Origin of the sequence: Geobacillus genomosp. 3, assembly GCF_000445995.2 — a bacterium.
Classification (GTDB): Bacteria; Bacillota; Bacilli; order Bacillales; family Anoxybacillaceae; genus Geobacillus.
Window position 1 is genome coordinate 277,385 of record NC_022080.4, and the last position, 11,879, is coordinate 289,263.

General features: G+C 54.9%; 10 protein-coding genes. 7 read left to right on the forward strand and 3 right to left on the reverse strand.

Annotated features, from left to right (window positions below; genetic code table 11):
* The first annotated feature begins 18 nt into the window (after positions 1–18).
* The 3 genes from ligA (at position 19) to M493_RS01525 (ending at position 3,994) form a co-directional block, all read left to right on the forward strand.
* A complete protein-coding gene (gene ligA / locus M493_RS01515; protein WP_020958502.1) occupies positions 19–2,031 on the forward strand; it encodes an NAD-dependent DNA ligase LigA in 2,013 nt (670 codons plus the stop codon).
* Positions 2,028–3,251, forward strand: a complete 1,224-nt coding sequence (locus tag M493_RS01520; RefSeq protein ID WP_020958503.1) for a CamS family sex pheromone protein — start codon at positions 2,028–2,030, stop codon at positions 3,249–3,251. Before ligA ends, M493_RS01520 begins: the two co-directional genes overlap by 4 nt.
* A gap of 179 nt (positions 3,252–3,430) precedes the next feature.
* Positions 3,431–3,994: a TIGR00730 family Rossman fold protein gene (locus M493_RS01525; RefSeq protein ID WP_020958504.1), complete on the forward strand. Its 564-nt coding sequence runs from the start codon at positions 3,431–3,433 to the stop codon at positions 3,992–3,994.
* A gap of 35 nt (positions 3,995–4,029) precedes the next feature.
* Here the strand turns inward: M493_RS01525 and M493_RS01530 are convergent, their stop codons facing one another.
* The 3 genes from M493_RS01530 to M493_RS01540 form a co-directional block, all read right to left on the reverse strand.
* The gene (locus tag M493_RS01530) at positions 4,030–5,505 is read right to left on the reverse strand and encodes a flavin monoamine oxidase family protein (protein WP_020958505.1); all 1,476 of its coding nucleotides are present in this window, start codon (positions 5,503–5,505) and stop codon (positions 4,030–4,032) included.
* A gap of 105 nt (positions 5,506–5,610) precedes the next feature.
* The gene (locus M493_RS01535) at positions 5,611–6,387 is read right to left on the reverse strand and encodes a VOC family protein (protein WP_020958506.1); all 777 of its coding nucleotides are present in this window, start codon (positions 6,385–6,387) and stop codon (positions 5,611–5,613) included.
* A gap of 31 nt (positions 6,388–6,418) precedes the next feature.
* On the reverse strand, positions 6,419–6,964 hold the full coding sequence (locus tag M493_RS01540; protein ID WP_020958507.1) for a hypothetical protein: 546 nt from the start codon (positions 6,962–6,964) through the stop codon (positions 6,419–6,421).
* Between the two features lie 158 nt (positions 6,965–7,122).
* Between M493_RS01540 and gatC the strand changes: the two genes are divergently transcribed.
* The 4 genes from gatC to M493_RS01560 all read left to right on the forward strand — a co-directional run bounded on the left by gatC (position 7,123) and on the right by M493_RS01560 (position 11,818).
* A complete protein-coding gene (gene gatC, locus M493_RS01545) occupies positions 7,123–7,413 on the forward strand; it encodes an Asp-tRNA(Asn)/Glu-tRNA(Gln) amidotransferase subunit GatC (RefSeq protein WP_020958508.1) in 291 nt (96 codons plus the stop codon).
* A 12-nt stretch (positions 7,414–7,425) separates the two neighbouring features.
* The gene (gene gatA, locus M493_RS01550) at positions 7,426–8,883 is read left to right on the forward strand and encodes an Asp-tRNA(Asn)/Glu-tRNA(Gln) amidotransferase subunit GatA (protein WP_020958509.1); all 1,458 of its coding nucleotides are present in this window, start codon (positions 7,426–7,428) and stop codon (positions 8,881–8,883) included.
* A 13-nt stretch (positions 8,884–8,896) separates the two neighbouring features.
* The gene (gene gatB, locus M493_RS01555) at positions 8,897–10,327 is read left to right on the forward strand and encodes an Asp-tRNA(Asn)/Glu-tRNA(Gln) amidotransferase subunit GatB (protein WP_020958510.1); all 1,431 of its coding nucleotides are present in this window, start codon (positions 8,897–8,899) and stop codon (positions 10,325–10,327) included.
* 186 nt (positions 10,328–10,513) lie between these two features.
* Positions 10,514–11,818: a homocysteine synthase gene (locus M493_RS01560; RefSeq protein ID WP_020958511.1), complete on the forward strand. Its 1,305-nt coding sequence runs from the start codon at positions 10,514–10,516 to the stop codon at positions 11,816–11,818.
* Positions 11,819–11,879: the final 61 nt, after the last annotated feature.

An 11,879-nucleotide genomic window follows, 5' to 3' on the forward strand; every position in this document is an offset into this window, starting at 1 on the left:
AGGAGAACGGGTGAACGTATGGACCGCCAACAAGCCGAACGGCGCGCGGCCGAGCTGCGCGAACTGTTAAACCGCTACGGGTACGAATATTATGTGCTTGACCGCCCATCCGTTCCGGATGCCGAGTATGATCGGCTTATGCAGGAACTTGTCGCCATTGAGGAACAGTATCCGGACTTGAAAACAGGCGATTCGCCGACTCAGCGCATCGGCGGCCCGCCGCTTGAGGCGTTTCGCAAGGTGACGCATCGCGTTCCAATGATGAGCCTGGCCAACGCATTTAACGAGGGTGACTTGCGCGATTTTGACCGCCGCGTCCGCCAGGAAGTTGACGAGGCGGCGTATGTGTGCGAATTGAAAATCGACGGCCTCGCCGTCTCGGTCCGCTATGAGGACGGCTATTTCGTCCAAGGGGCGACGCGCGGTGACGGGACGACGGGCGAAGACATTACGGAAAATTTGAAAACGATCCGCTCGCTGCCGCTGCGGCTGACAGAACCGGTGTCGCTTGAAGCGCGCGGCGAGGCGTTTATGCCGAAAGCATCGTTTTTGCGCTTGAACGAGGAGCGGGAGGCGCGCGGTGAGGAATTGTTCGCCAATCCGCGCAACGCGGCGGCCGGCTCGCTCCGCCAGTTGGATCCAAAAGTGGCGGCGTCGCGCCAGCTGGATTTGTTTGTATACGGCTTAGCCGACGCCGAGGCGCTCGGCATCGCTTCACACAGCGGGGCGCTTGATTATTTGCAGGCGCTCGGCTTTAAAGTGAACCCGGAGCGGCGGCGCTGCGCCAATATCGATGAGGTGATCGCTTTTATCAACGAGTGGCATGACAAGCGGCCGCAGCTTCCGTATGAGATTGACGGCATCGTCATTAAGGTCGATTCATTCGCCCAACAACGAGCGCTTGGCGCGACAGCGAAAAGCCCGCGCTGGGCGATCGCCTACAAGTTCCCGGCCGAAGAGGTCGTTACGACGTTGCTCGGCATTGAGGTGAACGTCGGCCGCACCGGTGTCGTCACTCCGACGGCGATTTTAGAGCCGGTCCGCGTCGCCGGCACGACGGTGCAGCGCGCCACTCTTCACAATGAAGACTTTATTCGCGAAAAAGATATCCGGATTGGCGACGCTGTCACGATCAAAAAAGCAGGCGACATTATTCCTGAAGTCGTCGGCGTCGTCGTTGACCGGCGCGACGGGGACGAAACGCCGTTTACGATGCCGACGCACTGCCCGGAATGCGAAAGCGAGCTCGTCCGTCTCGAGGGGGAAGTGGCGCTCCGCTGCTTGAACCCGAACTGCCCGGCCCAGCTGCGCGAGCGGCTCATCCATTTTGCCTCAAGAGCAGCGATGAATATCGAGGGCCTGGGCGAAAAAGTCGTCACCCAGCTGTTTAACGCCGGCCTTGTCCGTGATGTCGCCGATTTGTACTGCCTGACGAAGGAACAGCTTATCGGGTTGGAACGGATGGGGGAAAAGTCGGCGGCCAACTTGCTTGCGGCGATTGAGGCGTCGAAGCAAAATTCACTTGAACGGCTGCTGTTTGGCCTTGGCATCCGCTACGTCGGAGCGAAAGCAGCCCAACTGCTTGCCGAGCATTTTGAAACGATGGAGCGGCTCGAACGGGCGACGAAAGAGGAGTTGATGGCCGTCCCCGAAATCGGGGAGAAGATGGCGGATGCGATCACGGCGTTCTTCGCCCAACCGGAAGCGGTCGAACTGCTCAATGAACTGCGCGCCTACGGGGTTAATATGGCGTACAAAGGACCGAAGCGGGCGGCGGAAGCGCCGGTTGATTCGGCATTCGCCGGCAAAACGGTCGTTTTGACCGGCAAACTTGCCGCGATGTCGCGCAATGAGGCGAAACAACAGATCGAGCAGCTTGGCGGGCGCGTCACCGGCAGCGTCAGCCGCAGTACTGACCTTGTCATCGCCGGCGAGGATGCCGGATCGAAGCTTGAGAAAGCGCGGCAACTTGGCATTGAAGTGTGGGACGAAACACGATTTTTGCAAGAGATAAGCAGGGGGGAACGATGAAACGAATTTCACCGCTCAGCAGCTTGGTTGCCTGCCGTTGGACGAAGTGGGCCCGAAAGCGGCTTGCCGTCCTCGGGCTCGTCTCCGTCTGTTTGTTGTCGGCGTGCGCGCCAAAATTTGACGAAGGCGAACAAGTTGTGCAAGACAAAGGAAGCAAAGAGCAAGAAGCTGTCATTCCGAAATACAATATTTCTGATTCGCATTACCGCGTTGTCTTGCCATTTAAGCCGTCCGGGGCGCGCGGACAGGTAGTTAACGATTTAAACACGCGCCTTGATGTTGATGAGTTTGAGACCGGACTCATGCGTTTGGCCTCCGAACAATTTTCCCCGGACGATTACTTGTTCCAAGAGGGACAATATTTGGACGGTGAGACAGTCCGAAAATGGCTCGCCCGCAAGCGGACGGACAGTCAGCTGAGGGCAGAGAAAATGAAACCGGAAGACAACATCGGCTTAAACCCGCCAATGAGCGATACAGGAACGAATGAGCAAAAAAACAAACAAAGCCCAATTTATTTGGCCAGCATTTTGGAGCACGACTACTTAGTGAAAGTCGATAACGACAAGGTAAAACTTGGCGGTGTTGCCATCGGCTTGGCGTTAAACTCCGTCCACTATTACGCGACCGAGCAAGGCTACCCGCGTGAGGTTAAACTCAAGGACGATGTCATCGAACGGGAAGGAAAGCGGATCGCCGCCGAGGTGTTGAAACGGTTACGAAATATAAAAGGGCTCGGCAACGTGCCGATCACGATCGCCTTGTACAAACAGGCGCCGCGCTCGTCCGTCACTCCAGGGCATTTTTTCGCCGTCACCCATATTGATGAGGGGAGAAATACGATCGATAAGTGGGAAGCGGTGAACGAGGAATACTATTTATTCCCGTCCGATGAAGCGGAAGAAAATCACCGCGACGACTGGCTGAAGTTCAATAACTTTAAGTCAGATGTCGAAGACTTTTTCCCGAACTACACTGGCATTGTCGGCAAAGGGCTGTATGTCAACGACCAACTGCAAAAGTTGACGATCAATATGACGATCCCATTTTATGGGAAAGCAGAGGTAATCGGCTTTACGCAATATGTGACCGGTTTAGTGATGGAGAAGTTTCCAGACTATATCGCTGTCAACGTCTACATCTCTTCAGCCGGCCAGCCGGAAAGTCTCATCGTACGCCAGGCGAAAGCGGACGAGCCGTTTGTGCATATTTATCAATGACAACACAACGTGCCGCATCCTCTCTGGACGAGCCAGAGGGGATGTGTTTTTTGCGATGTTACGGTTCGAAAAGCTGGTGAAAACAAATTCGCTGGCAGCCCGTCGGTGTGATTTGCCGGATGGAAAACAGACTGGTAAAATAATGAGGACTTAGATGCGAGTAAAGGTGTGTCACGATCATGAAAGCCATTTGTGTGTTTTGCGGATCAAGTTACGGACGAAGCATGAAATATAAGGAAGCGGCGAAAGCGCTCGGAACGTTTCTCGCCCAAAGCGGCATGACGCTCATTTACGGCGGCGGGATGCGGGGCTTGATGGGGGAAGTCGCGGAGGCGGCGCTTCGCCATCAAGGACGCGTGGTCGGGATCATTCCTCAATTTTTGAAAGCCCGGGAAGTGGCGCATGACCGGTTGAGCGAGCTAGTGGTTGTCGATACGATGCATACGCGCAAGGCGAAAATGTATGAGGCGGCCGACGGGTTTATCGCCCTGCCAGGCGGGTATGGGACGTATGAAGAGCTGTTTGAAGTGCTCTCATGGTCGCGCGTCGGCCTCCACCAAAAACCGATCGGCCTGCTTAACGTGGAAGGGTTTTTCGATCCCCTTCTTCATTTGCTTCGGCATACAGTCGACAACGGATTCGCCGCGCCGGAGGACCTCGAGCTGATCGTCAGCGCTGAGGATGTTTCAACGCTGTATGAGCGGATGAAAAAGTTCCGCCATCATCGCTGTTCTGGAACATGAAGGAGCGGTTGACCGCTCCGCCGGTAGAGATGCTGCTAAGCTGGCGAGTTGTTCACTTCATACGCGACGCGGATGCCGGATTCAATGGCGCCTTGAATCCATCCGTGGTGGGTGGAAGCATGCTCGCCGGCAAAATGCACCCTTCCTTCGGGGGCCACGATATACGGCGACAGCTCCGTCACCTGATTGGGCTTCATCATCGTGAAGGCGCCGCCGGAGTACGGATAGCGCACCCAGCTATGACTTGTTCCGGTTTCAAATTCACGGTACACTTGTTCGCCGTGGATGACGGCTAAGTTTTTCAACGTATATTCAAGCCGCTCTTCATCGCTTAAGCTGTCCCAGGGGATCGTGTCGTCCTCCCACGTATAGCTGGCTAGCACCACTCCCGGCCCGGCCGTGCCGATGCCTTGGCTCGGGTATTGGGTGTAGCGAATCGGCAAATCCGAGACGGTTTTGCCCCCGAACATCCCCTCTTTTTCCCAAAACCGTGTTTTAAATTGGATGCCGGTTTTCGTTGAGCCCGCATAATGGAGTTCGCGAATCGCTTTCCATTTGTTTTCGGAAAATGAATGGCGCGGTTCGATGTCGACAAACTGCAAAACGGAAAACGGGATGGTGACGATCACCCGATCAGCGGTCGTTTGAAACGGTTGGAGAATTTTCGTATGGGTCGCATGAATGGTGACGCTGTTTTCGGTTTGCACGATTTTTTGCACTTTATGGCTAAAGAGGATGTCATCCTTCAGCTGCGGCAAAAAGGCCTTTGGAAGCCGATCGTTTCCGCCGGCAATTTCGTAAAAGCGAATATTCGGCGTAAACAGCACCATGAGTTCACGCAACATCTCAAGAAACGAAAGTTCGGGGAATCCTTCTAATGAGAGAACAGCTTTGATCATATCGATGGCTCCCACGGACAACGACAGGCCGAACGGGTTGTAACGCAAATACGAGTCAAGCGAGTAGCGGTCGAGCTGTTCGATGACGATCGGCCAATGTTTTTCCGGGTGTTGCGCAATGAATTGAACGACCGGGCGAATGGCCATCTGCAATAACTCGGAAGCGGTTTTGCCCCGTTCATGCGGGGCGACCGGAAAGCCAAAGAGGCCGGGATGCCGCTCATATTTGTCAAGGCGCGCTTTCACGCCGCGAAAATATACAATGTCGCGCGGGGTGCTGTTGATAAACGGATGGAGCGGCAAGTTGAATTTTTGGATGTATTCGAGCGTCAATCGATGGGTGTGGGGAATGCGCATCGCGCCGGCTTCGAGATACTGGTCGTCACGGAAGTTGGAGCGGAGCGTGTAAATTCGGCCGCCGACCCGCTCGGACGCCTCTAAGATGGTGATGCGATGGCCGGCTTGCTTCAGCAGTGACGCCGCGACAAGCCCGGCCATGCCGGCGCCGATGGTGACGATATGTTGAGGGGACGACGGTTTCTTTAAGCCGTTGCGAATGATCGAGATCATCGTTTCCATTGATAGTTTTGGAGAAACATAAGGATGGGACACGGTTGGATTCCCCCCTTTGCCGATTTCCGCAGCAAGGCGTCGCTGACGCGGTTACTTCATTGGTATTCGACCGCAAAGGGGGATATGCGAGAATAAGAGCGTCCATCATAGTTTAGAGCCGATATACGTCCCGCCGTCCACTTTCATGTGGCGATGGCTGGGCCAACCGGCCAATTTGCACAAAAACGGGCGCGTCGATGGATGGCGGCGGTCAGCCTCGTACAACCGAAGCGCGATGCCGCCGACAGCGAGCTCCGCGTACGCTCCCGTCTCATCGCGCCCGACATCGGGTTCGGGCAGGTCAAACAGCCGGCGGTAGCCATGGATCGCCCGCTGGAGATCGAGGGTGTAGACGCTAATCGACGACAGCGAAATAGAGCCGGCCGGGTGGCGCATGAGCGGCGCCAGCTCGTTCATCCGCACGTCATCATCGTCGCCCCACTGGATGAAAAACGGATAGCGAAACGTGCCGTCTGTGTCGTCTTCGATAAACAGCATCGACCATGTGAGCCGCTTGCCGTCATCGCGCTCGCGGCTGCCGGGGAACGGGCCGACCGGGGTGAATCCGTTTCGTTTGAGCTGTGCTGCCACCGCTTCGATGTTGTCCGTGCGGAAGGCAAATTGGGAGAAGCCGTTTCCTTCTTGGCAGTCGGCGACAAGCTGGGCGATGAGCGGATTTCCGCACGTTTTCGCCGTCTGCCTATCGGCGATGGCGATCCATTCAATGTAGCGCAAATGTTCGAAGTAGCATAATGCGTTATACGTTCCCCACGACGGGTGGCGTCCGCCATGGATAGCTGTAAACCCCCATTGTTCAAACGCTGTTTTCACCTGCTCCGGCCGTTCGGTTAAGTGGACGAGATGATCAAACGCGACATGCATGACGGCGACCTCCTCCTAGACTGGGAATCGATTAGCGGAACAACCTTTCTTTCAGCTTGTAAATGATGCGCTCGTTATCGACGGTGCGGTGGGCGATAAAATTCAAGTCCAGCTTGATGTCTTCGATTTGGGCGGTCAATTGTTCGCAGTGGGAGTTCATTTTTTGTTCGAAGCGGTCCACGGTTTGTTTCAATGAGGCAAATTCGTGATGAAGCTGGTGGACGTCAGCGGTGAGAGCTTCCAGCTTCGCGTCTGTTTTTTGGTAGCGGAGAAGAGCAGCCGCGATGCCGTTCCATTCCGTTTGCCCGGCGCGAAGCGAATCTTGTTCTTGGCGCAGCCGCTGTTGTTCCAGGCGGATTTCTTGCTGTTCTTTGCGAATTTCTTGTTGCTCTTTCCGGATTTCTTGCTGTTCTCTGCGAATTTCTTGTTGCTCTTTTCGGATTTCTTCTTGTTCTTGACGAATGGCGATTTGCTCCCGCTCGAGCCGCTCTTGGCCGTTCACGAGCTTTTGCAGCGTACCGTCCATGGCGTTCAGGCGGTCGTGCACTTGGGCGAGCAGCGCTTCACTCATCGTCATCATTCCCCCTTTTTCGCCTGTTACGGCCATTATAGTACATATGTTCGGATGTGTCAACGGACAACTAGGCAAAAGATGGCCGGATGGTTGCTTTATTTCCTAAACGTTTGGTATCATCATAGTATTGTGGAAGGTCGACCATGTCGGAGGTGAACACAATGTCGCGAATTTCCATTGACCAAGTCAAACACGTCGCCGACTTGGCGCGGTTGGCGATTACGGAGGAAGAGGCGGAGATGTTTACGAAACAGCTTGATGCCATCATTACGTTTGCCGAGCAGTTGAATGAGCTGGATACGGAAAACGTACCGCCGACATCGCACGTGCTTGATATGAGAAACGTGATGCGCGAGGATATTCCAGAACCGGGGCTGCCGCGCGAAGAAGTGTTGAAAAACGCGCCAGATCAGCAAGACGGCCAGTTCCGTGTGCCGGCCATTTTAGAGTAAGGAGGGGGATTTATGTCGCTTTTTGACCATTCCGTGTCAGAATTACATACGTTGCTGAAGAAAAAAGAAGTGTCGATTTTCGATTTAGTCGACGAATCGTACCGCCGCATCGATGAAGTGGAAGAGAAAGTGCAAGCGTTTTTAACATTAAATGAAGAACAGGCGCGGGCGAAAGCGAAAGAGTTGGATAACCAGCTCGCCAAAGGCGAAGAAACGAACCCGCTGTTCGGCTTGCCGATCGGCATTAAAGACAACATCGTCACAAAAGGGCTGCGTACGACATGCGCCAGCAAAATTTTGTACAACTTTGACCCGATTTACGACGCCACTGTCATGGAGCGGTTGAATGCCGCAGGGACGATCACGATCGGGAAGTTGAACATGGACGAGTTCGCCATGGGCTCGTCGACGGAAAACTCCGGGTTTCAGCTGACGCGCAACCCGTGGGACTTAGAGCGCGTTCCGGGCGGTTCCAGCGGCGGTTCGGCGGCGGCGGTGGCGGCCGGCGAAGTGCCGTTTGCGCTCGGCTCGGATACGGGCGGTTCGATCCGCCAGCCCGCGGCGTTTTGCGGGGTTGTCGGATTGAAGCCGACATACGGCCGCGTGTCGCGCTTCGGGCTTGTCGCGTTTGCGTCATCGCTCGACCAAATCGGCCCGATTACGCGTACGGTGGAAGATAACGCCTACTTGCTGCAAGTGATTTCTGGCGTTGACCCGATGGATTCGACATCAGCGAACATCCCGGTGCCCAACTATGTCGAAGCGTTGACGGGCGATATCAAAGGCTTGAAAATCGCTGTGCCGAAAGAATATTTCGGCGAAGGCGTCGACGAAGGCGTGCGCCAGTCGGTGCTTGCTGCGCTCAATGTGCTCGAGAAACTTGGAGCGACATGGGAAGAAGTGTCGCTGCCGCATTCCAAGTACGCCTTGGCGACATACTACTTGCTCGCTTCGTCGGAAGCATCGGCCAACCTTGCCCGCTTTGACGGCGTTCGCTACGGATATCGGACCGACAACGCAAAAAACTTGATCGACATGTACAAACTGACGCGAAGCGAAGGGTTCGGCAACGAGGTCAAGCGCCGCATCATGCTTGGGACGTTTGCCTTAAGCTCGGGCTATTACGATGCGTATTACAAAAAAGCGCAAAAAGTGCGGACGCTGATCAAGCGCGACTTCGAAAACGTCTTTGACCAATACGACGTCATCATCGGTCCGACCACGCCGACGCCAGCGTTTCAAATCGGCGAGAAAACGAGTGATCCGCTGACGATGTACGCAAACGACATTTTGACGATCCCGGTCAACCTGGCGGGCGTGCCGGCCATTTCCGTGCCGTGCGGCTTTGTCGGCGGCTTGCCGGTCGGCTTGCAAATCATCGGCAAGCACTTCGATGAAAGCACGGTCTACCGCGTCGCTCACGCCTTTGAACAGGCGACCGACTACCATAAGCAAAAACCGGTGTTGTAAGGGGGGTTAGGTGATGAACTTTGAAACGGTCATCGGACTTGAGGTGCACGTCGAGCTGAAAACGAAATCGAAAATTTTCTCCAGCAGCCCGAACGCGTTCGGCGCACCCCCGAACACGCAAACGAACGTCATCGACTTAGGGTATCCGGGCGTGCTGCCGGTGTTGAACCGCCAGGCGGTCGAGTTTGCGATGAAAGCGGCGATGGCGTTGAACTGCGAAATCGCGACCGAGACGAAATTTGACCGCAAAAACTACTTTTATCCGGACAACCCGAAGGCGTACCAAATTTCGCAATACGACCAGCCGCTCGGCAAAAACGGCTGGATCGAAATCGAAGTGAACGGGAAAAAGAAAAAAATCGGCATCACCCGCATTCACTTAGAAGAAGACGCCGGCAAATTGACGCACACAGGCGACGGCTATTCGCTCGTTGACTTTAACCGCCAAGGGACGCCGCTCATTGAGATCGTCTCGGAACCGGACATCCGTTCGCCGGAAGAAGCGTACGCCTACTTGGAAAAATTAAAAGCGATCATCCAGTACACAGGCGTTTCCGACTGCAAAATGGAAGAAGGGTCGCTCCGCTGCGACGCCAACATTTCGCTCCGTCCGATCGGGTCGGACAAGTTCGGTACAAAAACGGAATTGAAAAACCTCAACTCGTTCAACTTCGTTCGCATGGGGTTGGAATACGAAGCGAAGCGGCAGGAGAAAATTTTGCTCTCGGGCGGCGTCATCCGTCAAGAAACGCGGCGGTTTGACGAAGCGACGAAAACAACGATTTTGATGCGCGTCAAAGAAGGATCGGAAGACTACCGCTACTTCCCGGAGCCGGACTTAGTCATGCTCTATATTGACGACGAATGGAAAGAGCGCGTCCGTGCCTCGATTCCGGAGCTGCCGGACGCCCGCCGGAAGCGGTATATCGAGGAATGGGGCTTGCCGGAATACGACGCCAAAGTGCTCACCTTGACGAAAGAAATGGCCGACTTCTTTGAAGCGACCGTCGCCAACGGCGCCGACCCGAAACTGGCGTCCAACTGGCTCATGGTCGAAGTATCGGGATACCTCAACGCCGAGCAAAAAGAGCTCCATGACATCGCCTTGACGCCGGAAAGCTTGGCAGGGATGATCAAACTGATCCAAAACGGCACGATTTCGTCGAAAATCGCGAAAAAAGTGTTTAAAGAACTCGTCGAAAAAGGCGGCGACCCGGAACAAATCGTCAAAGAAAAAGGGCTCGTGCAAATTTCCGACGAAGGAGCGCTGCGCAAAATCGTGCTCGAAGTGTTGGATGCCAACCCGCAGTCGGTCGAGGACTTCAAAAACGGCAAAGACCGCGCCCTTGGCTTCCTCGTCGGGCAAGTGATGAAAGCGACGAAAGGGCAAGCGAACCCGCCGCTTGTCAACAAGCTGCTTGTCGAAGAAATCAAGAAGCGCTAAATGGCAAGAAAAGCCCGCCAATCAGCGGGCTTTTCCTATAAGGAGATTTTTTAGATTTTTTGAAAAATACAATTGACAGCCCACAGCGGAAATGGTAGATTTTTATATAAAACCAACTGAATTAGTTGGATATAGACACCAGGATGAGCGGGAGAGGAAGAAACAAAAAAGAGGGGGATAAAAACGATGAGTGAAGAACGCGCTTTCCGCCCGGAAACGCTCGCCATCCACGCCGGGCAAAAAACGGATGCGGAAACGGGCTCGCGGGCGGTGCCGATTTACCAAACGAGTTCATATGTGTTTCGCGACAGCGAGCATGCAGCCAATTTATTTGGCTTGAAAGAGGAAGGATACATTTACACCCGCATTATGAACCCGACGAACGATGTGCTTGAAAAACGGATCGCGGCGTTAGAGGGCGGTGTGGGGGCGCTCGCGCTCTCATCGGGGCAGGCGGCGGTGTTTTATTCGCTCATCAACATCGCGTCGGCGGGCGATGAAATCGTCTCGTCTTCGTCCATTTACGGCGGCACGTACAACTTGTTCGCCCATACGTTGCGCAAATTCGGCATTACGGTGAAGTTCGTCGACTCGTCCGACCCGGAAAATTTCGAGAACGCCATCACCGATAAAACGAAAGCGTTGTTTGCCGAAACGATCGGCAACCCGAAAAACGATGTGCTCGACATCGAAGCGGTGGCTGCCATCGCCCATCGCCACGCCATTCCGCTTATTGTCGACAACACGGTCGCGAGCCCGTACTTGTTGCGGCCGATTGAATTCGGCGCCGATATCGTCGTCCACTCGGCAACGAAGTTCATCGGCGGGCACGGCAATTCGATCGGCGGCGTCATTGTCGACAGCGGCAAGTTTGACTGGAAAGGAAGCGGCAAGTTCCCGGAATTCACTGAACCGGACCCGAGCTATCATGGTTTGGTGTATGTCGATGCCGTCGGCGAAGCGGCGTACATCACGAAAGCGCGCATTCAGCTGTTGCGCGACTTAGGAGCGGCGTTGTCGCCGTTTAACGCGTTTTTGCTGCTGCAAGGGTTGGAGACGCTCCACTTGCGGATGCAGCGCCATAGCGAAAACGCGCTCGCCGTCGCCAAGTTTTTAGAAGAGGAAGAAGCGGTCGAATCGGTCAACTATCCAGGCCTTCCGAGCCATCCGTCCCATGAACTGGCGAAAAAATATTTGCCGAACGGGCAAGGGGCGATCGTCACGTTTGAAATCAAAGGCGGCGTTGAAGCCGGCAAAAAACTGATTGACTCGGTCAAGCTGTTCTCTCATTTGGCCAACATCGGCGATTCGAAATCGCTCATCATCCACCCGGCCAGCACGACGCACGAGCAGCTGAGCCCGGATGAACAGCTGTCCGCTGGCGTCACCCCGGGCCTTGTGCGCCTGTCCGTCGGCACGGAAGCGATCGACGACATTTTGGACGACTTGCGCCACGCCATTCGCCAAAGTCAGACGGTGGAGGTAAAGTAGTGCAGGTACAAGGAAAGCCACCCGCTTGCCGGGTGGCTTTCGTAAGCTCAGAGACAGCTTG